Source organism: Streptomyces sp. NPDC033180 (genome assembly GCF_055577645.1).
Map to the genome: position 1 here is coordinate 1216047 of NZ_JBVIPU010000001.1, position 21803 is coordinate 1237849.

Sequence of the window (21803 nt, forward strand, 5' to 3'; positions counted from 1 at the left end):
CGCATGAACGATCGCATGGTGTGGATCGACTGCGAGATGACCGGGCTCTCGCTGACGGATGACGCACTTATCGAGGTGGCCGCACTGGTCACCGACTCGGAACTGAACGTGCTCGGCGAAGGTGTGGACATCGTGATCCGCCCGCCGGACGCGGCGCTGGAGACCATGCCCGAGGTGGTGCGCAAAATGCACACCGCCTCGGGGCTCCTCGACGAACTGGCATCGGGCACGACGCTGGCCGACGCCGAGGAGCAGGTCCTGGCTTACGTACGTGAGCACGTCAAGGAGCCCCGCAAGGCTCCGCTCTGCGGGAACTCGGTCGGTACCGACCGGGGCTTCCTGCTGCGCGACATGCGGACGCTGGAGGAGTTTCTCCACTACCGCATCGTCGACGTCTCCTCGATCAAGGAACTGGCCCGGCGGTGGTACCCCCGGGCCTACTTCAACAGCCCGGACAAGAAGGGCAACCACCGGGCACTCGCGGACATCCGCGAGTCCATCGCCGAGCTGCGCTACTACCGCGAGGCGGTCTTCGTGCCGCAGCCCGGACCGGACTCGGACACCGCGAAAACGATCGCGGCCAAGTACGTGCTGCCTGCGGAGTAGCCTCCGCGGAACCCTCCTGTACGGGGTCCGGAAAACGCGTGCGCGAGCACCCCTTCGGACCCTGTACACTTTTTCTCGGCCGGTCGGAAGAACACAGAACGACCGGACATGGTGGGTGTAGCTCAGTTGGTAGAGCACCTGGTTGTGGTCCAGGTGGCCGCGGGTTCAAGTCCCGTCACTCACCCTGGTTGATCAAGGCCCGGTCTGCGAGAGCAGGCCGGGTCTTCTTCGTGCCCGGACGTGGTTCAGATGGTCAGGGGCACGGGGTGCACCTCGTCGGCGCGGTGGCCGGCGCGCTCGTGGATGCGTTGGACCGCGTCGGCCGAGGGCGCATCGGAGAGGCAGTAGACCGTGCCGGACTCCGGGTCCGCCCAGGCCTTCTTGAAGTGCACGCCTTCGTCCTTCTCGATGGCGAGGTCCGCCTGGTGAGCCTGCTTCAGCTGGTCGGCCGTGATGTCCTTCATCCCGTGGTGGACGTCCATGAACTGGGACATGGCGTCGCACCCCCTTCCGGCATGTGTGTTCGGGCGTTCAGAGCTGCCAAGGCCGCTTGTCAGCCCCACTGTCTCCATCCTGCGCCTGTACGACCCCGGATGCGATGTCGGCGACCGATACCCACCAAAATGGGGGCAGAGGCAGCATCGGCAACACCGTACGCACGAGTGGAGAACGTTCTTTGAGCAGCACGTGGCTCATCTACAGCGGAGCCCTGATGGTGCTCCTGTCCATAGGCGTCATGGCCTTCGCGGGCCGGCCCGTCACGCCTCCGTGGCGGGACACGGCGTCCATCGCCTCCGGTGTCGCCGTCGGTGCCGTCGTGTGCTGTCTCGGTCTGGTGCTCGGTGCGCCGCCGCGGATCGCGGTGGCCGGGGCCTGCTTCTGGCTGGGGGCGACCATCACCGGTGTACACGCCCTGCGCGGTCGCGTCGGATCGTGGGAGCGGGACTGACGGTTCGGCGGGCGCGTTCTCACACGGGGCGCGAAAGGCGGGCTCATGTCTGCCCCGCGCGCACCCTTCCCGCCCGCGCGGGGCCGGTGCACAGTGCGTGTGGCGCTTCGTGTGGCCCGTGTCGGCACGGGACCCCGGGGCGCAAGGGCCGTCGGTTGCCTCCCGCGTCGGCGGCCCGCCCCTCGATCCGCCTGCCGCTCAGGACGAGGCCCGCTCCACCAGTTCCGTCGGCAGAACCAGTTGGCGGTGCTCCAGGCGGCGGGCGGACGCCGGGCGGTCGTCCGCGATCTCGGCGAGCAGGAGATCGATCATCGCCCGGCCCATCTCCTCGATGGGCTGGCGCACGCTAGTCAGCGGCGGGTCCATGTGGCGGGCGATCGCCGAGTCGTCGAAGCCGACGAGCGCCACGTCGTCGGGTATCCGGCGCCCGGCCTCGCGCAGGACCTGGCGGGCTCCTGCCGCCATCACGTCGGAGCCCGCGAACACCGCGTCCACCTCGGGGCAGGCCGCGAGCAGCTCCGTCATCGCCCGCCGGCCGCCCTGCTCCGTGAAGTCGCCCGGCGCGATCAGCCGGTCGTCCACCGGGCGGCCCGCGTCCGACAGCGCGGCGCGGTAGCCGTCCAGGCGGCGCTGGGCGCCGTAGACGTCCAGGCGGCCGGTGATGGTGGCTATACGCGTGCGGCCGCGCGCCAGGAGGTGCTCCACCGCCGAGTGCGCGCCGGCGAAGTTGTCGGAGTCGACCGAGGGCAGCGCCTCGTCGGCCGAGCGGCGGCCGCTGATCACCGCCGGGATCTCCAACTGGGCCAGGAGGTCCGGCAGCGGGTCGTCGGCGTGGACGGAGACCAGGAGGACGCCGTCCACGCGGTGGGCCGCGAGGTACTGGGCGAGGCGCTGCCGCCTGCGGTCGTTCCCGGCGAAGATCAGCAGGAGCTGCATCTCCGTCTCGCTGAGCTCCGCCCCGACCCCGCGCAGGACGTCGGAGAAGTACGGCTCGGCGAAGAAGCGGGTCTCGGGCTCGGGCACGACCAGGGCGATGGCGTCGGTGCGGTTGGCGGCGAGGGCGCGGGCCGCGGTGTTCGGCACGTAACCGAGCTCCGCGACGGCGGCCTCGACGGCCGTCCTGGTCGCCTGGCTCACCCGCGGCGAGCCGTTGATCACCCGGGAGACCGTCCCGCGGCCCACTCCCGCCCTCGCGGCGACCTCCTCCAGTGTCGGTCGCCCGCCACTGCGGCCGCGTGGTCCGTGCGCTGGCATTGTCCGCCTCCCGTCGCGATCCCCCGGGCGAGGAATGTAGAGGAATGTAACAGCCCGATCTTCAACGGTCCGATGGGCCGAACGCGGGAGCGCGCACGTGACGGCACGAGCGCCCTCGTAACAGCCCGATAACTGAAGACTTATGTCTCTGTCCGGTCCCTTGACACCCCCGCCCCCAGCCACGACTCTTCAACTCATCACGTGTGGGAGCGCTCCCACACTACCTGACACGTACACATCCCGCACGTTCCCCGCCCGAGCCGAAGAGTCAAGCAACGGGGCAAGAAGTGCAGTTGGCCGGGGGGTCGGCACGTCAGGCAACAGGAGGACGCAATGCGCACGAGTTCCCGCCGACCCGGTCGGCTGGTGGCCTTCGCGGCCGTGACCGCACTGGCCGGCAGCCTGCTGGCCGGTTGTTCCAGCGACGACGACACCAGCTCCGAGGGCGGTGACGGCAAGGTCACGCTCAATGTGGGCACGTTCGGTGTGCTGGGCCTGAAGCAGGCCGGTCTCTACGACGAGTACGAGAAGTCGCACCCGAACATCAAGATCAAAGAGAACGTCATCGAGCGGAACGACGCCTACTACCCGAAGCTCCTCACCCAGCTCCAGTCCGGCGCGGGTGTCAACGACGTCGCCGCCATCGAAGTCAGCAACATCACCGAGGTCGTGCAGACCCAGGGCGCCAAGTTCGAGGACCTGGGCAAGGCCGAGGGCGTGGACAAGTCCACGTATCTCGACTGGAAGTGGAAGCAGGCCACGACCGAGGACGGCAAGACGGTCGGCCTCGGCGTCGACATCGGCCCCACCGCGCTGTGTTATCGCAAGGACCTCTTCAAGAAGGCCGGACTGCCCACCGACCGCGAGGAGCTCGCCAAGGAGTGGGCCGGCGACTGGGACAAGTACGTCGCGCTCGGCGAGAAGTACATGGACAAGGCCCCCGACGACACCAAGTTCGTCGACTCCGCCTCCAGCGTCTACAACGCCGTCTTCGCCGGCGCGAAGGAGCGGTACTACGACAAGGGCGGCAAGGAGATCTACGAGGACAGCCAGGGCCGCAAGGACGCCTGGGACGCGGCGATGAAGGTCGCGAAGGGCGACATGTCCTCCAAGCTCAAGCAGTTCGACCCGACGTGGGACCAGGGCTTCGCCAACGCCAAGTTCGCCACCGTGGCCTGCCCGGCCTGGATGGCCGGTTACATCCAGGAGAAGGGCGGCGCCGAGGGCAAGGGCCAGTGGGACATGGCCAAGGCGCCCACCGACGGCAACTGGGGCGGCACGTTCCTCGGCGTGCCGAGCGCGGGCAAGCACAAGAAGGAGGCGACCGAGCTCGCCGTCTGGCTGACCCAGCCCGAGCAGCTCGCGAAGGTCTTCGCCAAGCAGGCCAGCTTCCCCTCCACCCCGTCGGCGTACGACACGCTGAAGCCCTCGCCCGCGACCAAGGCGTACTTCAACGACGCGCCCATCACGGAGATCTTCGCCGACATCGCGAAGAACACCCCCTCGGCCGTCTACGGCCTCAAGGACGCCCAGATCGGCCAGTCCATCACGGACATCGGTGTGCTCCAGGTGGAGCAACAGGGCAAGTCTCCGGCGCAGGGCTGGGAAGCCGCGCAGAAGGAGATCAAGGATGTTCTGGGACAGTGACGCGCATGTCCGAGACCGCTGAGTACGCCGAGACCGCGTCCCCCGGTGAGGGGGACGCGGCCCCGGCCGCGTCCGGGAGGCGCGAAGCCTCCCCCACGTCCTCGTGGCGCAGCCGCCTGTACCGCTGGGACATAAAGGCGTCGCCGTACGTCTTCGTCGCCCCCTTCTTCCTCTTCTTCGGTGCCTTCGGTCTTTTCCCGCTGCTGTACACGGGCTGGGCGTCGCTGCACCGCCTGTCGCTGACCAACCTCGACGGCAGCACCTGGATCGGCCTGGAGAACTACACCAACCTGCTGCAGAGCGACTACTTCTGGAACGCGCTCGGCAACACCTTCACCATCGGCGTCATCTCCACCGTCCCCCAGCTCGCCGTCGCGCTCGGCATCGCGCATCTGCTCAACTACAAGCTGCGCGGCTCCACTCTGTGGCGCGTGGCGATGCTCGCTCCGTACGCCACGTCGGTGGCCAGTGCCTCGCTGGTCTTCACGCTGCTTTTCGCGTGGGACGGCGGAATGGTGAACTGGATCATCGGGTCCGTGGGCGTCGACCCCGTCAACTGGCGCGAGTCGTCGTGGGGTTCGCAGTTCGCGGTGTCCTCGATCGTCATCTGGCGGTGGACCGGCTACAACGCGCTGATCTATCTGGCGGCGATGCAGGCCGTGCCCCACGACCTGTACGAGTCGGCAGCGCTCGATGGCGCCTCGCGCTGGCAGCAGTTCCGGCACGTGACCATCCCGATGCTGCGGCCGACGATCCTGTTCACGGTGGTCGTCTCGACCATCGGGGCGACCCAGCTCTTCGGTGAGCCGCTGCTGTTCGGCGGCACGGCCGGGTCCAAGGGCGGCGCCGACCACCAGTTCCAGACGCTCGGTCTCTATCTGTACGACCAGGGCTGGATCAACGGCCATCTGGGCCGGGCCTCGGCCGTCGCCTGGCTGATGCTCGTGATCCTGCTGCTCATCGCCGCGGTCAATCTGCTGATCGCCCGACGTCTGAGGAAGGCCCAATGAAGTCCGGCACCATGGCCCCCGAGGCCCGGCGTCCCGCTCCCGAGGCCGGTCCTCCCGCGCCCAGGGCCGGGCGTCCTCTGGGCCTGAAGGCCGGGCGCACGATGCACGCCGGACCCGTGACCTACCTGGTCCTCGCGCTGTTCACTGCCGTCTCGCTGGCCCCGTTGATCTGGACGGCGATCGCGGCGTCCCGTACGAGCGGGCGGCTCGCCCAGACACCGCCGCCCCTGTGGTTCGGCGGGAACCTCTTCAAGAACCTGGAGCGTGCCTGGACCGAGGCGAGCCTCGGCGACGCGATGCTGAACACCACGATCGTGGCGGGCACCATCACCATCGGCACCGTCCTGTTCTCCACGATCGCCGGATTCGCCTTCGCCAAGCTGAAGTTCAGGTTCAGCGGTCTGCTGCTCCTGCTGACCATCGGCACGATGATGGTGCCGCCGCAGCTGAGTGTCGTACCGCTCTATCTGTGGGTCGCCGACCTGCAGTGGACCAACCAGCTCCAGGCGGTGATCCTGCCGACGTTCGTGAGCGCCTTCGGGGTGTTCTTCATGCGGCAGTACCTGCTGCAGGCGCTGCCGAGCGAGCTCATCGAGGCGGCGCGGATGGACGGCGCGAGCAGTCTGCGGATCATCTGGCACGTGGTGTTCCCCGCCGCGCGGCCCGCGATGGCGGTACTCGGCCTGCTGACGTTCGTGATGGCCTGGAACGACTTCCTGTGGCCGATCATCGCGCTGAACCAGTCCAACCCCACCGTGCAGGTGGCGCTCAACTCCCTCGGTACGGGCTACATCCCGGACCGGGCGGTGATCATGGCGGGCGCCCTGCTCGGCACGCTGCCGCTGCTCCTGGCGTTCATCCTCTTCGGCAAGCAGATCGTGAGCGGCATCATGCAGGGCGCCGTCAAGGGCTGAGGCACTCCCCCGCCCGCCGCACTCCCGGGTGCCAGGGCCGGACCGCCACCTCGGCCCCGGCACCCCGCTTCTCTCCTCCCCTGTCCTCTTCCCCACTCCCATGGGAGCGCTTCCATGCCTGAACCCCTCTCCTTTCCGGCCGATTTCCTCTGGGGTGCCGCCACGTCCGCCTACCAGATCGAGGGCGCCGTACGTGAAGACGGTCGCACCCCCTCCATCTGGGACACCTTCAGCCACACGCCGGGCCGGACGGCCGGCGGTGACACGGGCGACGTGGCCGTCGAGCACTACCACCGCTACCGCGACGACGTGGCGCTCATGGCGGACCTGGGCCTGAACGCCTACCGGTTCTCCGTCTCCTGGTCGCGGGTGCAGCCCACCGGGCGCGGCCCCGCCGTCCAGCGCGGTCTCGACTTCTACCGGCGGCTCGTCGACGAGCTCCTCGGCAAGGGCATCAAGCCCGCCCTGACCCTCTACCACTGGGATCTGCCGCAGGAGTTGGAGGACGCGGGCGGCTGGCCGGCGCGGGAGACCGCCCAGCGATTCGCCGAGTACGCGGGTTTCGTCGCCGAGGCGCTCGGTGACCGCGTCGAGTCGTGGATCACGCTCAACGAGCCGTGGTGCAGCGCCTTCCTCGGCTACGGCTCCGGTGTGCACGCCCCCGGCCGCACCGACCCGGCGGCCGCGCTGCAGGCCGCGCACCACCTCAACCTCGCGCACGGCCTCGGCACCCAGGCGCTGCGCGCCGCCTTGCCGGCCCGCGCACGGGTGGCGGTGAGCCTCAACTCCTCGGTGGTCAGGGCGGTTTCCGACAGCCCCGAGGACCAGGACGCCCGCCGCCGCATCGACAACCTCGCCAACGGCGTCTTCCACGGCCCGATGCTGCACGGCGCCTACCCCGCGGACCTGCTCACCGACACGGCCCGGATCACCGACTGGTCCTTCGTGCACGACGGCGACCCGGCCGCCGCACATCAGCCGCTGGACGCGCTCGGCCTGAACTACTACACGCCCGCGCTGGTCTCGGCCGCGCGGAACGACCCCGCGAACGCACGCAACGACGGGCACGGCGCCAGCGACCACTCCCCGTGGCCCGGCTCCGACGACGTGGCCTTCCACCAGACGCCGGGCGACCGCACCGAGATGGGCTGGACCATCGACCCGACGGGCCTGCACGAGCTGATCATGCGCTACACCCGTGAGGCGCCGGGCCTGCCGCTGTACGTCACCGAGAACGGCGCGGCCTACGACGACAAGCCCGACCCGGAAGGCCGCGTCCACGACCCGGAGCGCATCGCCTACCTGCACGGCCACTTGGCGGCCGTCCGCCGGGCCATCACGGACGGCGCCGATGTCCGCGGCTACTACCTCTGGTCCCTGATGGACAACTTCGAATGGTCCTACGGCTACAGCAAGCGCTTCGGCGCGGTGTACGTCGACTACGACACGCAGGCCCGCACCCCCAAGTCCAGCGCCCACTGGTACGCGGGCGTCGCGGCCGGCGGTGAGCTGCCGCGCGAGTCAAGCAAGGCCTGAGCATGAGTGGCGCCCCGACCGGGTGGGGGGATGCCGGTCGAGGCGCCGTTGGGGGGGGTGGCAGTTACTGGGACTTGTTCCTGCGGGCCTACTTGTAGGCGGCGAACGCCTTCGTGAAGGCGAGCGGCTCCTGCTCGATCGACGAACAGGTGGGCTGTGCACCGTTGTTGGCGCCGCCCTCGCAGGCCTTGTCGCGCGTCGAGGACCACATGGCCAGCCAGCCGAGCCCCTTCTCCTCGGCGAACTTCACCAGCTCGGTGGCGTCGTCGACCTTGAAGACCTCGGTGGTGACGTCGTTGACGCCGATCATCGGGGTGACCGCGACGGCCTTCCAGGCGGCCTCGTCGGACAGGTCGAGGGCTCCCTTGATCTGCTTCTGCGTGGCGGTCGCCGCGTCGATGGCGTACTTGCCCATGTCGCCGCTGTAGGACGGGCCGTAGTCCATCGCCATGATGTTGACGGCCGAGACCTTCACGCCGTTCTTCTTGGCGTCGGCGACGAGGTCGACGCCAGGCTGGGTCAGACCCTCGGGCATGACGGGCAGCGTGAACGAGACGTCCAGGCCCTCGTGGTCCTTCTGCAGCTGCGCGATGGCCTGCGCGCGGCGGGTGTTGGCGGCGGTGTCGGGCAGCGCGGCGCCCTCGATGTCGAAGTCGACCTTCGTCAGCTTGTACTTGTCGACGACCTTGCCGTACGCCTTCGCGAGCTCGTCGGCGCTGTTGCACTTGAGGCCGAGCTCGGAGCCCGCCGCGCCGCCGAAGGACACGCGTACGTCGCCGCCCTTGGCCCGCAGGGCATCGATCTGCGAGGCGACCTTGTCGTCGTCGAGCCCGGTGGTGCCGCCCCAGAGGGGCTCGCAGCTGCCGCCGGAGGTGATGAAGGCGAGGGTGAACTCCTTCACGCCGGTCTTGGTGGCGGTGTCGACGAGGTCGTACGCGGGGGCGAGCGAAGTGTCCACGAACGGGGCGAACTTGGCCCCGGCGGCTGCCTTGGCGGGAGCCTTCTCCGCGGGGGCCTTGGTCGCGAGGGCCGTCCCGGAGAAGAGGAAAGCGCCGCCGCCGACGAGGCCGGCGGCCACGAGCCCGCCTATGACCTTGGACTTGGTGCTCACCGTGCGCCGATGCGTGCTGCTCATCGCGTGCCTACCTTAGCTGTGCGGGGGTGGGGGTGCGTGCAGCAACTTAGCCCCGCGGCGGCGCGACATAGCGGGCAATCGGGTCTCTGCACTGGATCTTAGGGTGGGCTTAAGGGAGCGATCGGGGGTGGTTATGTTTCGCTCCCGGGTGCGAGTCGTGGAGTGCTTTCCGCGCTCCGCGCGGGGTTTCCCCAGCCACCCGCCTCTTACCCCGTAGTGGCTCGCCTCCGGCGGCGTACCGAGCCTCGGTGCCCCCTGGCCCCCGGCACCGGACGCCTGCCGTCCAGCTGGATCCAGATGCGGACCTCGGTCCCGCCGAGCACGGACCGCCCGACGCGGACATCGCCACCGGTGGACTCCGCGAGCTGCCGCACGATGTCCAGGCCGAGCCCCGTCGAGCCATCGGCCCCCGACCCCGCGCCCCGCGCCAACGCGGCCTCGGGATCGGCGATCCCCGCCCCCGCGTCCGAGACGAGGACGATCACCGCGTCCTCGCCGCTGTGCACGTCCACCGCGAACGCGGCCCCCTCCCGCGTGTGCCGGAAGACGTTGCCGAGCAACGCGTCCAGGGAGGCGACCAGTTCGGGACGTGCCACCGGGATCCACACCGGCCGCTCCACCCCCGCGACCCGCACCTCGCGCCCCTCGTCCTCCGCGAGCGCCGACCAGAAGGCCATGCGGTCCTGGATCACCTCGGAGGCGTCACAGCCCACGCCGGGGCCGACCGCGGCCGTCTGCGGCTTGGCGTCGCGGGCGGTGCGGATGATCGTGTCGACCTCGCGCTCCAGCTTCTCCACCGCGATACGGGTCTGCTCGGCTGCCGGGCCGTCACCCAGCGAGGCCGCGTTGAGCCGAAGGACCGTCAGCGGGGTGCGCAGGCGGTGCGACAGGTCCGCCGCCAACTCCCGCTCGTTCGCCAGGAGTTGCACCACCTGGTCGGCCATTGAATTGAACGCCACCGCGGCCAGGCGCAGTTCCGTGGGGCCCTCCTCCTGGACCCTCGAACCCAGCTTTCCCTCCCCGAGCGACTGCGCCGCGCCCACGAGCCGCTTGGCGGGCTGCACCATGCGTACGCCAAGACGGTCCGCCACCGCCACGGACCCGATGATCAGCGCGACGCCGACGCCCGCGAGCACCAGCCACGCCGTGGTCACGCCGTTGCTGACCGCACCCTCGGGCACGAAGATCTCGACCACGGCGATCTGCCCGGAGCTCAGCGCCGTCGGCTGGAGCAGCGCGAAGCCTCCCTCGACGGTCGCCGTCCGGGCCCGGCCCTCCTTGCGCGTGGTCTCCACCGCGTGCGCGTCCGCCCGCCGGTCGCCGATCTCCAGGGCGGGCGCCTTGTCGATGGGCGGCACGTAGACGGCCATGCGGCCCTCACCGCCCGCCTCGGAGGTGGCGACGGCCCGGGTCAGCTGATCGCGGTCGGTGGTGATGGAGAGCGTGGGACCCATGCCGGCCGCGTGCCGCTCGGCGTTCGAGAAGGCACGGTCGCGCGCCATCTCCTGGATGACCAGGCCGAGCGGCACCGCGAAGGCGACCACGACCATCGTCGTGACGGCCAGGCACACCTTGACGAGTGCCCACCTCACAGCGGTGGCTCCAGCTTGACGCCGACACCCCGCAGCGTGTGCAGATAGCGCGGCCGGGCAGCCGTTTCGCCCAACTTCCGCCGCAGCCACGACAGATGTACGTCGATGGTCTGGTCGTCCCCGTAACTCTGCTGCCACACCTCGGCGAGCAACTCCTTACGGGGTACGACGACACCGGGCCGCCCGGCGAGAAAGGCAAGCAGGTCGAACTCGCGCCGGGTCAGATCGAGCGTCGCCCCGTCCAGATCCGCCTGGCGGCGCAGCGGGTCGATGGTGAGCCCGCCGACCCGTATCTCCCTGCTCGGCGGGGCCTCGCCCGCCGTGACGCGCGAGCGGCGCAGGACGGCGGCCATCCGGGCCGAGAGGTGCTCGACGGAGAACGGCTTGGTCAGGTAGTCGTCGGCGCCGTCGTTCAGGAGCCTGACGATCTCCGTCTCGTCGTCACGCGCGGTGGCGATGATCACGGGGACGTCGGTGATCCCGCGCAGCATCTTCAGCGCCTCGGAACCATCCAGATCGGGCAGACCGAGGTCCAGAATCACCACGTCGAACTGGAAATGAGCCACCTCGCGCAACGCCTCAAGGGCGGTGCCGACGCTGCGCACGGTGTGCGATGCCTCGGTCAGATGCCGGATGAGAGCGGAGCGTACGAACTGGTCATCCTCGACGACGAGCACACTTGCCATGGGCGGCACCGTACGCCATATGAGTGACCCCGGTCCTCCTGGGACGCAGACGGGGCCAGTGGTGCAGTATGGCTCGCGATGCGCAGAGGACTCATACACGCAATGGCTTGGTCGCTCGCCACGGGCGCGGCGGTCACGCTCTCCTGGTGGGGTGTCCACACGGTCATGGCGGGCACCGCCTACGACCCGCCGCGTGCCGTTCCGCTCGCGGCCGACGGCCGCCGCGCCGAGCCGCTCTCCTCGTCCACGCACCGCCCGGACCCGACGCCGACCCCTTCACCCTCGAAGTCGAAGAAGCCCTCGAAGTCGTCGAAGCCCCCCGAGAGCAAGCCGTCGAAGACGAGGAGCAGCAAGCCGAGCAGCCCCTCCGCTCCCGCCTCCGCACCCGGCAACGTGAAGAGCTACTCCTCCGAGGGCGGCCGGGTCGTCTTCGACCTCGGCAAGGACTCCGCGAAGCTGGTGTCGGCGACCCCGGCGGCGGGCTGGTCGGTGCAGGTGTGGAAGCAGGACACCTGGATCAGGGTGGAATTCACGGCGGGCGCCGACAAGGTCTCGGTGTTCTGCACGTGGCACGACCACGCCCCGGTGGTGGAGATCAACGAGTACTGACCGGCGGGTTCAACAGAAGGACCTCCGCCGGAGCAGCTTCAGCGGAAGACGGAAGGCGGCGGCGCGGGTGACGCCACCGCGCTCGCGTCGGTGACCGCCGCCGCTCCCCCGCTGAAGTCGATGAGCGCCCTGCCATGCTCGACCCGTGCCGGATGCGAGTCCCCCGCGCTGCGCCGGGTCAGCTCGGCGATCGGCAACGGCAGGTCCGAGCCGACGAGCACCGCGTTGCCGAAGCGCTTGCCGCGCAGCACCGCGGGGTCGGCGATGAGCGCCAGCTCCGGGAAGAGCGTGGCGGCGGTGGCGAGCTGGCCGCGCAGATGCGCCAGGGGCGGTCCGTCGGCGAGATTGGCCGCGTAGAAACCGCCGGGCTTCAAAACCCTGCGTACGTCGCCGAGGAACTCGGCGCTGGTGAGGTGGGCGGGGGTGCGGGCGCCGCTGAAGACATCGGCGATGACGAGGTCCGCCCAGCCGTCCGCGATCTTCGCGAGGCCTTCGCGGGCGTCGGTGCCGCGCACCCGGACCCGCGCCTGCGGATCCAACGGCAGTTCACGGCGGACGAGTTGGATGAGCGCCGTGTCGCGCTCGATGACCTGCTGGGTGGAGCGGGGCCGGGTCGCGGCTATGTAGCGGGCGAGGGTGAAGGCGCCGCCGCCCAGGTGCAGGGCCTGGACCGGCTTGCCGGGCGGCGCGACCAGGTCGGCGACATGGCCGAGCCTGCGCTGGTACTCGAAGTCGAGATACGCCGGATCGTCGAGGTCGACATGGGACTGCGGGGCACCGTCCACGAGCAGCGTCCACGCGCGCGGCCTGTCCCGGTCGGGCATCAGCTCGGCGAGCCCACCGTCCACCTTCTCGACGACGGCTTCCGCCTCTTCCCGGGATCGCCTGTTCCTTGCCATCGGACCATTATCGGCGTACGCGCGGCGCGCGGCCCGATGACCTTGGAGCACCGCCCCGCCGCGGGCTCAGCGGCAGTTGTCGGCGGCCTCGATGGTGCGGGCCGCCTGGCCGAGCGCCGCGCGCAGGACGGCGGGGTCGGTGACCGGATCGGCCTCGTCGGGAGGCAGCAGCCAGCCGCTGCCCGCGACCGGGGGCGGCGGGGGGACGGGCTCCGGCTCGGTGTACGCGCGGATGCCGCGGCCGGAGGTCTGCGTACAGGCGCTGCCCGGCAGGTCCCAGGCGTCGGCGGTGCCGGGCGGCACCAGGAAGCCGAGGGTGTCGCAGCTCCCGTCGTGCAGCACGGGACCGACGGCGTCGCCCGCCCCGCGGCGCAGGATGTCGACCGCTTCGAGGCCTTGGCGGGCCGGGACGGTGACGAGGTCGCAGCAGTCGGACGTCTCCGGGGGCCGGGGGTTGTGCTGGGGTGGTGCGCTGCGGTCCTGGGTCGGCAGGTGCCGTGCCGTGGTCAGCGACGCCCGCGATTCGCCGTTCTCCACGCCGATCTCCAACAAGGGGACCCCTCCTCGCAAGGGCGGAAGCAGCGTCGCTCCCTCTCCGCATGGTTCAACGCGGGACGGCGTCAACAGCTACGGCGTGATGCCGCCGCAAAGGATGGCACTTCATGGCGGATCGTGGGTGAGATATCCGGTTTGTAGCCAAACTCCGCGTGCCCGGCCCATCACAACGGGTACGTTCGTGCTCCGCCGGAGCAGGGGCAGTACCGCCGGATCCACAGGATTCGGCGCGATCCGGCACGATCCGTACGAGAGGGTCAGGCCATGGCGTCGTCACCGATGGCATCGTCAACTCCGTCCCCACGACCGAACCTTCACTTCCGGCAGCGGCGGGGGCAGCGCTCGCCGGGCGAGTTCGCCGCGTTGATCCGCCGGGCCGCTCGCGACATCGGTGAGCGCGTCAGTTGCGACGCCCGTTACATCGGCCGCGTCGAGGCGGGCGAGATCCGCTGCCCCAACTACGCCTACGAGCGGGTGTTCCTGCACATGTTCCCCGGCCTGACGCTGACGGATCTGGGGTTCGCACCCCGGGCCGCCGTGCGCGGGCGGGGGGCGCGCGCCGAGTCCGATGCGCCCTCATCACACACCACGATCCAGCTGTATGAGTCTCCCCCGTCCGGGCCGCTGGGCCCCGAACCGCACGAGTGCGACCCGTACGAGATCCAGAGTCACGAGGAGATCGACGTGCGGCGTCGCGCATTCATGAGCGGTACGGCCACCGTGGCCGCCGCCTCTCTGGGACCCTTCGGGCTCGCGGAACCGAGACCTGCCGAAGCCACCGCGCAGACCGGCGGCCGGGCCGGCGAGGCCGAGGCGAGCGCGGTCGAGGAGGCCGTGCGCAGGATCCGGCTGCTCGACGACCGGCACGGTGCCGACGGCCTCTACCGGCGCGCGGCCGCCCCGCTGCGGACCGCCTACGCGCTGCTCGACGCGGGCACCACCCGCCAGCCGATGGCGGACCGGCTGTACACGGGCGCCGGAGAACTGTCCATCTCCGTGGGCTGGTTGGCGCACGACTCGGGCCGCTTCGACGACGCCCGCTCGCACTACGCGGAGGCTCTCGCGACGGCCCGTATGGCCGGTGATCCGGCGCTGGAGGCGCACGCCTTCTGCAACACGGCCTTCCTGGCGCGTGACGCCGGGCGGCCGCGGGAGGCGGTGCGGGCGTCCCAGGCGGCGACGCGGGCCGCCCGGCATCTCTCGTCGCCGCGGCTGCTCTCGCTCCTCGCGCTGCGCGAGGCCGGGGGCTGGGCGGGGCTCGGCGACCGGGCAGGCTGCGAGCGGTCCCTGTCCCGTGCGCACGCCCTCTTCGACCGGGGTCCCACGGACGCCGACCCGGAGTGGATGACCTTCTACGGCCCCGGCGAGCTGGAAGTCCTCGAGGCACAGTGCTGGTCGGCGCTCGGCGACTGGGCGCGGGCCGCGCGGCACGCACGGCGCGCGGCGGGCATCGCGTCGGCGCAGACCCCGCAGTTCACCCGCAACATCGCCCTTTACACGGCGGAGCTCGCCGACGACCTGGCCCGCTCGGGCCGCCCCGACGAGGCGGCGACGGCGGGGATGCGCGTGCTCGGGCTCCTGGACGAGGTGCAGTCCTCGCGCATCCAGTCGATGCTCGCCACGACCGCCCGCGTGCTGCTTCCGCACCGGAGGGCCTCTGGGGTGTGCGGCTTCCTGGAGCGGCACGCTTCCTTGCCGCGGGCGGTGTAGACGACCGCGCTCCCCCGGCGGCTATGCCAGGTGCCCGGTGTCGTTCCAGGACTCGATGGCCGGTTCGCCGTAGGCCCAGCCCAGGGTGGAGATCGACGTCGGGTTGAGGCGGATGCGGGCGGCGAAGTCGATGCCCAGGCCGAGCCAGCGCGCTCCGATGGAGCGCAGGATGTGCCCGTGCGCGAAGACCAGGACGTCGCGGTCCGCGCCGCGGGCCCAGGCCACCACCTCGTCCGCGCGGGCGGTGATCTGTTCCAGGGTCTCGCCCCTGGGGACGCCGTCGCGCCAGATGAACCAGCCGGGGCGTACGCCCTGGATGTCGGCCGGGGTCATGCCCTCGTAGGAGCCGTAGTCCCACTCCATGAGCGTGTCCCAGGTGGTGGCGCGGTCTCCGAAGCCGGCGATCTCGCAGGTCTCCCGCGCGCGGGAGAGCGGGCTGGTGCGCACCTCGACGTCCGGGAGGCCGCCGAAGGGCGCGCGGTCCAGACGCTCGCCCAGGAGTTTCGCGCCGTTCCGGCCCTCTTCCAGGAGCGGGACGTCCGTCCTGCCGGTGTGCTTCCCGGACAGGGACCACTCCGTCTGTCCGTGGCGGGCCAGCAGGATGCGCGGTGCCATGTCGAGCCTTTCCGAGCCGACAGCCGTCGGTCGGGACCATCAGGGCCATCGGCTGCCATAGAGCGAATTCTGTGGACAGAGGGCTGTCCGTACCCTCCATCATCACTCACGCGCCCTGTCGCGATCACTCGTGCCCGCGAGGAGCAACCCGCTCGTCGATCTCAGCGTCTAAGACGACCGGGGACCGCCTCAGCGGGCTTTCGCGTACGCCGTAAAGTGAGGCGGCGGCGAACACCGCATGACCAAAGACAGATGGGGGACCGACCGGATGCCGCAGACCCACGCTCCGGGCACCGGGGGCATAGTCGGGCGCCGGCTTCGCTGGTGGACCGAGCTGCCGCTGCTCGTGCTGGTGTACGCCGCGTACTCGGCGGGACGGCTGCTGGCCCGCGGTGACGTGTCGGGCGCCGTCGACAACGGCCTGGACATACTCCACCTCGAGAAGCTCCTGCGCCTCAACGCCGAGCACCCGCTGAACCGTCTGTTCACCGACCATTCCTGGATAGGCGTCCCCGCCGACTTCTGGTACGCGTCGCTGCACTATCTGGTCACGCCCTTGGTCCTCGTCTGGCTCTTCCGCAGCCGCGCGGTCCACTACCGCGCCGCACGCGCGTGGCTGATGACCTCCACCATGATCGGCCTGATCGGTTTCACGCTCATGCCGACCTGCCCGCCCCGGCTGCTGAGCGAGGGGTACGGCTTCGTCGACACCATGGCGCAGTACAGCGACTTCGGCTGGTGGGGCGGCGAGGCGAGCGCCCCACGCGGGCTCGGCGGCATGACCAACCAGTACGCGGCGATGCCGAGCCTGCACGTGGGGTGGGCGCTGTGGTGCGGGGTCGTGTTGTGGCGTCACGGGCGTTCGCCGCTGGTCAAGGCCGCGGCGGTGGCCTACCCCCTGATCACCACGATCGTCGTGATGGGCACCGCGAACCACTACTTCCTCGACGCGGTCGCGGGCGCCGCGGTGATGGGCATCGGACTGCTCCTCGTACGGCCGGTGCTGCGGCTCGCGGACCGGGTGAAGGCGAGGTTCGGACTGCCGTTCGATGTCGCGCAGCCTTCGCCGGGGGTCGTGGCCGGGTCGCGGTCCACCTCCCTCACGGGCTCACCGGCGGCCTCTTCCGCCCCGGATTCCTCACTTGTCAGTGGCGGGTGCCAGACTTCGACGGGTGAGCGAATTCCCCGGCCGCGCAAGCGGCCTGCCGAGCCAGGAGCCGAGCCGAGTGCCCGCCCCGCCGAAGCGGGGGACAGCACTAAGACAGCGGCTCGCCGAGCTGCGCGGACCTGACGTACCCGCGTCGCCGCTCGACGCCCGCGCGCTCGCGGCCCTCGCCGCGAATCCGGGATGCCGACGGCGGGCACTGCTCGACGGCGCGGGTGTGGACAAGGCGGCCCTCGCGCAGTCGCTCGGCTCCCCCGCACCCTTCGGTCAGTCGCAGTTCGCGTTCATGCGGGGCAATGCCTTCGAGGCGAAGGTCAAGGCGGACGGCGGCGCGGAGCTGCTGCGTCTGGTGCACGACAGGCTCGGCGGCGGCCCGGAGCCTGTGCCGGGCGAGGCGTCCGTCCCGGACCTCGCAGCGGTGGGCCCCGAAGGCCGCGCGGCCCGCACCTCACTCGCCCTGCGCGAGGCGACGTCGACGGAGGGCTGGACCCTCCTGGACCACCCCATGCTGGCGCTCGACGTAGCGGGGACGCCCGCCTTCCTCGAACCGGACGCGGTGGTGGCACATCCCGACGGCAGCTGGACGGTCGTCGAGATCAAGTCCTTCCCGATGATCGACGGTTCGGCGGAAGCGGCGAAGGTGGGCGCGGCGGCACGCCAGGCCGCGGTGTACGCACTGGCGCTGGAGCGGATCGCGGCACACATGGACCCCGCGCCCCGCATCCGGGACCACGTGCTCCTGGTCTGCCCCAAGGACTTCTCGAACCTCCCCACGGCTTCGGCGGTCGATGTCCGCAGACAACTCTCGGTGACCAGGCGCCAGTTGGCACGCCTGACCCGTATCGAGGACATCGCGGCGGCGCTCCCGGATGGCACCACCTTCGACGTGAACCGCCCCGCGGCCGACCTGACGACAGCGGTCGAATCGGTCCCCGCGACGTACGCCCCCGAGTGCCTGGCCGCCTGCGAACTGGCCTTCCACTGCCGCGAACGCTCCCGCGAGGAGGGTGCGGTGACATCCCTGGGGCGTTCGGTGCGGGGGGAGTTGGGGGGCCTGACGACGGTCGGGGACGTTCTGTCCGCGGCCTGCGGAACCTCGGGCGACCCCGAGGACCCCGCAGTGGCGGCACTGAGGAGGGCGTCGGCGCTGCGGGCCGAGGCGTTGTCGGGCGTGGGCGCCTCGGGCGGGGCGGGGGGTTCGGGGTGCTGACCGCCTCCGCGAGCCTGCCGCGCGATGCGCGCCGCCGGGGCATGCACGGCTGCCCGGGGGCACGGGGCCACCGGACGCTGCCCGGGTCGGTGCAGTGCTCCGCGGCGGGCGGTGTTCCCCCACGGGCCACCCTGCTCTGGAACTCCCCGGCGACACCACACCGCTCCCCCGTCACGCGCCTCCCGCACCCCTGCGCTGCGGCAGCCGCTCTCCTCCCGCCCACCCACCCGTTCCGGAACCTTCGTGCGACCGCACACCGCTCCCCCGTCACGCGCCTCCGCCGCTCGCGTCCATGCCCTGCGGCGGCTACCGCCTTTCCTTCGGTGAGCAGTTCGGTGAGCAGATGGTGCCGGGTGATCGGGTGGGTGGGTGGGGGAATTCCGCCGCGAAGCGGCGGGGCGGTGGACGGCGGCCCGCAGGCGCCGACGGACAGCACACCGCGAAAGCCCAGCGCAGCGGCCCCGCAGGGGAGGAGGGCAGCACGATGTCACTGATCGACAACCTCGCCCGCCTGGAGGCGGTAGCAACAGGCCGCGCCCGGCCGAGAGCAACGGCACGGCACCGCCACCTCTCCCAGCGCCCCCTCGTCCTCGTCCCCCTCACCACCGCCGGCGAGGCAGGCGCCCCGCTCGGCGCCCTCGTCGGGACGGAGCGCACCTCGCCCCGCATCCTCGTGGTACCCCAGCCCCGCGACCGCGACCTCCGCTTCACCTTCCTCGCCCAACTCGCTGACACCGTCCTGGAGTACGTCGACTCGTACGCGGACGACGTCGAGGCTGCGGAACGCAACGAGACCGATCCGGAGACCGGCAAGCGCGTCAAGGTGGAGGTCGAACTCTGCGCGGACGCACCGCAGTTGATCGTCCCGAGCCGCGCCGGCATCGACTTCGTACGGCTCATCGGCCGTTCCACCCGCTTCCGTCGCACCGCCGAGCAGGACCCGGAGACTCCGTACCCCGCCCCGCCGCGCGTCCCCCTTCTGGGCCGCTGGCTGACCCACTTCGGAGAGCGGGCCCGCGTCCCTGGCTCCTCACTGCTCGTCGCCATGACCGAGCTGCTCTCCCGGCACTGGGCCACCGGCCAGTCCAGCCTGGAGGACCAGCACCTCGGCGCCCTGCTCGCCTGGATCGAGGCCCCGGAGGGCTCCTCCGGAGCCGACGCCGCGCTCCGCGCCGAGCTGGCGCGGGACGCGGGCGGCCAGCTGCTCTGCCCACCCGCGGGGCCCGCCACGGACCCGGCGTTCGACAACCGCCTCCTCGCCCCGGCCATCGAGCGCTACGACCGCGCGCGCCGCGCCCTCGCCACCGCCGAGGACGGCATCCAGTCGGACACCCGCCTCGCCGAACTGGCAGCGGCCGAGCGGGAGATCCGTTCCCTGATCGAGAGCAGGACCCGCCCCACCTGGGACGCGGTGTGGCGTGGCCTCGACGCGCTCTGCACGCTCCCCGAGGCCCCGCACGCCATCGACCGCTGGACCCGCGACCGCTGGTCGTTCACCGGCCACCGGGACCGCGTGACGGCGGGCGAACCCCCGCAGCCCCGCGTCGACGACGCGGTGACGGCGGCGAACAAGCTCGCCACGCGGGAGCGCGAGCAGGCCAGGCTCGAGGCCCAGGAAGCGCTCGACGACCCCCTGGTGATGGCGGGCCACCGGCTCGCGGGCGAGGCCTTCGCCGGAGAGGTGACCGAGGTGGTCATGGCGTACAGCGAGAGCAAGAGCCCAAGGCCCCGCCCCCTGGTCACCGTCCGCACGGACGACCGCCCGCACCTGGCCGAGCGCGCGAAGGTGTACCGCTCGCTCCAAGGCAAGCCGCAGACAGCCGAGTTCGTGACGTACGAGGGCGAGGGAATCGTCGTCCTGCGCGTCGTCGACAAGATGGGGCGCGGCAAGGAGCCCGAGCCCGGTTCCGTGCCGGAGAAGGGCGACCGGATCTGCTGGACGCTCTTCGAGCACGAGCAACGCGGCGGCCCCAAGCTCCCCGAGCCCGAGGCGACGCCCTGGACACACGGCGGCCCGCCGGGCGACGACGCCGAGCGCTCTGCCGAGCGCCCCGACCCCGTGACTCCGGAGGACACCCTGTGAGTCCGACCGCTCCCTTCGACCGCGCCTCCTTCGACCCCGGCGCCGCGGCCGGCCGCGCCACGGACGCGATCCTGCACGACACGCTGCACGGCGCGCACCGCGGTGTCGTCGTCGACTCGCCGCCCGGCGCGGGCAAGTCGACGCTCGTGGTCCGCGCTGCCCGCGAACTGGCCGCGGCGGGGCGCCCGTTGATGGTGATCGCGCAGACGAACGCGCAAGTCGACGACCTGGTGCTCCGTCTCGCCGAGAAGGACCCCGAGCTGCCGGTGGGCCGTCTGCACAGCAGCGACCGGGACGCGTACGACAAGGCGCTCGACGACCTGCCCTTCGTCCGTACGTCCACGAAGGCCGCCGACCTCGCCGGGCTCGACGTCGTCGTGTCGACCGCCGCGAAGTGGGCGCACGTCAAGGATGTGGAGCCCTGGCGGCACGCGATCGTGGACGAGGCCTACCAAATGCGCTCGGACGCGCTGCTCGCGGTGGCCGGGCTCTTCGAGCGGGCCCTGTTCGTGGGCGATCCCGGTCAGCTCGACCCGTTCTCGATCGTGGGCGCCGAGCAGTGGGCCGGTCTCGCGTACGACCCTTCGGCGAGCGCCGTGACGACCCTGCTCGCGCACAACCCCGAGCTGCCCCAGCACCGCCTGCCGGTGTCCTGGCGGCTTCCGGCGTCGGCGGCCCCGCTGGTCTCGGCCGCGTTCTATCCGTACACGCCTTTCCGTAGCGGCACGGACCACGGCGACAGACGGCTCGACTTCGGCGTGCCGTCGGACGGTTCGGGCCCGGACCGGGTGATCGACGAGGCGGCGGACTCGGGCTGGGGCCTGCTCGAACTGCCCGCACGGAACACGCCGCGCACCGACTCCGAGGCCGTGCGCGCGCTGGCCCAGGTCGTCCGGCGCCTCCTGGACCGGGGCGGCGCGGCCACGTCGGAGCGCGGCTCGGACCCCACTCCCCTGACGGCCGACCGGATCGCCGTCGGTACCGCCCACCGCGACCAGGCGGCGGCGGTGCGGGCGATCCTCGCGGAAATGGGCGTAAGGGACGTCACGGTGGACACGGCAAACCGGCTGCAGGGCCGTGAGTACGACGTGACGGTGATCCTGCACCCGCTCTCCGGCCGCCCGGACGCCACCGCGTTCCACCTGGAGACGGGCCGCCTGTGCGTCCTGGCGTCCCGCCACCGCCACGCCTGCATCGTCATCTGCCGCGCGGGCGTCAGCGAACTGCTCGACGACCACCCGTCGACGGAACCGGTCCAACTGGGCGTCACGGTGAAGTTTCCGGACGGCTGGGAGGCAAACCACGCGGTACTCGCCCGCCTCGCCGAGCACCGCGTGACCTGGCGGCCATGACCCCCGGAACACCACACCACCACCCGCCGGACGGAGGCCGGCACGCCGCCGGAGGCGGCCAAACGAAACAGCCCAGACGGCTGGGAGGCAAACCACGCAGTACTCGCCCGCCTCGCCGAGCACCGCGTGACCTGGCGGCCATGACCCCCGGAACACCACACCACCACCCGCCGGACGGGGGCCGGCACGCCGCCGGAGGCGGCCAAACGAAACAGCCCAGACGGCTGGGAGGCAAACCACGCAGTACTCGCCCGCCTCGCCGAGCACCGCGTGACC

At 71.2% G+C, this 21803-nt stretch carries 19 protein-coding genes, 1 tRNA gene and 1 pseudogene; 13 read left to right on the forward strand and 8 right to left on the reverse strand.

What is annotated here, in order from left to right; all coding sequences use genetic code 11:
* Positions 1-3 precede the first annotated feature (3 nt).
* Both orn and ACZ5WE_RS05430 read left to right on the forward strand, forming a co-directional pair.
* A complete protein-coding gene (orn, locus tag ACZ5WE_RS05425; RefSeq protein ID WP_467687285.1) occupies positions 4-606 on the forward strand; it encodes an oligoribonuclease in 603 nt (200 codons plus the stop codon).
* Positions 607-717: 111 nt separating this feature from the next.
* Positions 718-790 (forward strand) — tRNA-His (locus ACZ5WE_RS05430).
* Between the two features lie 61 nt (positions 791-851).
* On the opposite strand, the gene ACZ5WE_RS05435 is transcribed toward ACZ5WE_RS05430, so the two are convergent.
* A complete protein-coding gene (locus ACZ5WE_RS05435; RefSeq protein WP_467687283.1) occupies positions 852-1100 on the reverse strand; it encodes an SCO4226 family nickel-binding protein in 249 nt (82 codons plus the stop codon).
* A gap of 182 nt (positions 1101-1282) precedes the next feature.
* On the opposite strand from ACZ5WE_RS05435, the gene ACZ5WE_RS05440 reads away from it, so the two are divergent.
* Positions 1283-1555, forward strand: a complete 273-nt coding sequence (locus ACZ5WE_RS05440; RefSeq protein WP_467687282.1) for a hypothetical protein — start codon at positions 1283-1285, stop codon at positions 1553-1555.
* A gap of 198 nt (positions 1556-1753) precedes the next feature.
* On the opposite strand, the gene ACZ5WE_RS05445 is transcribed toward ACZ5WE_RS05440, so the two are convergent.
* A complete protein-coding gene (locus ACZ5WE_RS05445; RefSeq protein ID WP_467687280.1) occupies positions 1754-2809 on the reverse strand; it encodes a LacI family DNA-binding transcriptional regulator in 1056 nt (351 codons plus the stop codon).
* 333 nt (positions 2810-3142) lie between these two features.
* Between ACZ5WE_RS05445 and ACZ5WE_RS05450 the strand changes: the two genes are divergently transcribed.
* The 4 genes from ACZ5WE_RS05450 to ACZ5WE_RS05465 all read left to right on the forward strand — a co-directional run bounded on the left by ACZ5WE_RS05450 (position 3143) and on the right by ACZ5WE_RS05465 (position 7916).
* Positions 3143-4456, forward strand: coding sequence for an ABC transporter substrate-binding protein (locus ACZ5WE_RS05450; protein ID WP_467687279.1), 1314 nt, complete (start codon positions 3143-3145; stop codon positions 4454-4456).
* A gap of 5 nt (positions 4457-4461) precedes the next feature.
* Positions 4462-5466 (forward strand): carbohydrate ABC transporter permease, encoded by a 1005-nt coding sequence (locus ACZ5WE_RS05455; RefSeq protein ID WP_467687277.1) that lies wholly within the window; start codon positions 4462-4464, stop codon positions 5464-5466.
* Entirely contained in the window at positions 5463-6380 is a 918-nt protein-coding gene (locus ACZ5WE_RS05460; protein ID WP_467687275.1) for a carbohydrate ABC transporter permease, read from the forward strand. Before ACZ5WE_RS05455 ends, ACZ5WE_RS05460 begins: the two co-directional genes overlap by 4 nt.
* 114 nt (positions 6381-6494) lie before the next feature.
* Positions 6495-7916 (forward strand): GH1 family beta-glucosidase, encoded by a 1422-nt coding sequence (locus tag ACZ5WE_RS05465; protein WP_467687273.1) that lies wholly within the window; start codon positions 6495-6497, stop codon positions 7914-7916.
* 88 nt (positions 7917-8004) lie between these two features.
* On the opposite strand, the pseudogene ACZ5WE_RS05470 reads toward ACZ5WE_RS05465, so the two are convergent.
* From ACZ5WE_RS05470 to ACZ5WE_RS05480, 3 genes and pseudogenes are all read right to left on the reverse strand, one after another.
* Positions 8005-8937: pseudogene (locus tag ACZ5WE_RS05470) on the reverse strand (chitinase); the annotation flags it as partial.
* Between the two features lie 320 nt (positions 8938-9257).
* Positions 9258-10643 carry a sensor histidine kinase gene (locus ACZ5WE_RS05475; RefSeq protein WP_467687271.1) on the reverse strand — a complete coding sequence of 462 codons (1386 nt, stop codon included), beginning with the start codon at positions 10641-10643 and terminating at the stop codon, positions 9258-9260.
* On the reverse strand, positions 10640-11329 hold the full coding sequence (locus ACZ5WE_RS05480; protein WP_467687269.1) for a response regulator transcription factor: 690 nt from the start codon (positions 11327-11329) through the stop codon (positions 10640-10642). The genes ACZ5WE_RS05475 and ACZ5WE_RS05480 overlap by 4 nt, the downstream gene beginning before the upstream one ends.
* Before the next feature lie 78 nt (positions 11330-11407).
* On the opposite strand from ACZ5WE_RS05480, the gene ACZ5WE_RS05485 reads away from it, so the two are divergent.
* Positions 11408-11938, forward strand: coding sequence for a hypothetical protein (locus tag ACZ5WE_RS05485; protein ID WP_467687268.1), 531 nt, complete (start codon positions 11408-11410; stop codon positions 11936-11938).
* Positions 11939-11976: 38 nt separating this feature from the next.
* On the opposite strand, the gene ACZ5WE_RS05490 is transcribed toward ACZ5WE_RS05485, so the two are convergent.
* Positions 11977-12837 carry a spermidine synthase gene (locus ACZ5WE_RS05490; protein WP_467687266.1) on the reverse strand — a complete coding sequence of 287 codons (861 nt, stop codon included), beginning with the start codon at positions 12835-12837 and terminating at the stop codon, positions 11977-11979.
* Between the two features lie 66 nt (positions 12838-12903).
* Entirely contained in the window at positions 12904-13389 is a 486-nt protein-coding gene (locus ACZ5WE_RS05495) for a hypothetical protein (RefSeq protein ID WP_467687264.1), read from the reverse strand.
* 267 nt (positions 13390-13656) lie between these two features.
* Here ACZ5WE_RS05495 and ACZ5WE_RS05500 point away from each other — a divergent pair, with 267 nt between their 5' ends.
* Positions 13657-15102: a tetratricopeptide repeat protein gene (locus tag ACZ5WE_RS05500; RefSeq protein ID WP_467687263.1), complete on the forward strand. Its 1446-nt coding sequence runs from the start codon at positions 13657-13659 to the stop codon at positions 15100-15102.
* Between the two features lie 21 nt (positions 15103-15123).
* Here the strand turns inward: ACZ5WE_RS05500 and ACZ5WE_RS05505 are convergent, their stop codons facing one another.
* The gene (locus ACZ5WE_RS05505) at positions 15124-15717 is read right to left on the reverse strand and encodes a histidine phosphatase family protein (protein ID WP_467687261.1); all 594 of its coding nucleotides are present in this window, start codon (positions 15715-15717) and stop codon (positions 15124-15126) included.
* 268 nt (positions 15718-15985) lie between these two features.
* On the opposite strand from ACZ5WE_RS05505, the gene ACZ5WE_RS05510 reads away from it, so the two are divergent.
* The 4 genes from ACZ5WE_RS05510 (at position 15986) to ACZ5WE_RS05525 (ending at position 21527) form a co-directional block, all read left to right on the forward strand.
* Entirely contained in the window at positions 15986-17008 is a 1023-nt protein-coding gene (locus tag ACZ5WE_RS05510; RefSeq protein WP_467687869.1) for a phosphatase PAP2 family protein, read from the forward strand.
* Positions 16944-18092: a hypothetical protein gene (locus tag ACZ5WE_RS05515; RefSeq protein WP_467687259.1), complete on the forward strand. Its 1149-nt coding sequence runs from the start codon at positions 16944-16946 to the stop codon at positions 18090-18092. The genes ACZ5WE_RS05510 and ACZ5WE_RS05515 overlap by 65 nt, the downstream gene beginning before the upstream one ends.
* A 484-nt stretch (positions 18093-18576) precedes the next feature.
* Positions 18577-20175 carry a hypothetical protein gene (locus ACZ5WE_RS05520; protein ID WP_467687257.1) on the forward strand — a complete coding sequence of 533 codons (1599 nt, stop codon included), beginning with the start codon at positions 18577-18579 and terminating at the stop codon, positions 20173-20175.
* Positions 20172-21527, forward strand: coding sequence for an AAA domain-containing protein (locus tag ACZ5WE_RS05525; RefSeq protein ID WP_467687255.1), 1356 nt, complete (start codon positions 20172-20174; stop codon positions 21525-21527). The genes ACZ5WE_RS05520 and ACZ5WE_RS05525 overlap by 4 nt, the downstream gene beginning before the upstream one ends.
* Positions 21528-21803: the final 276 nt, after the last annotated feature.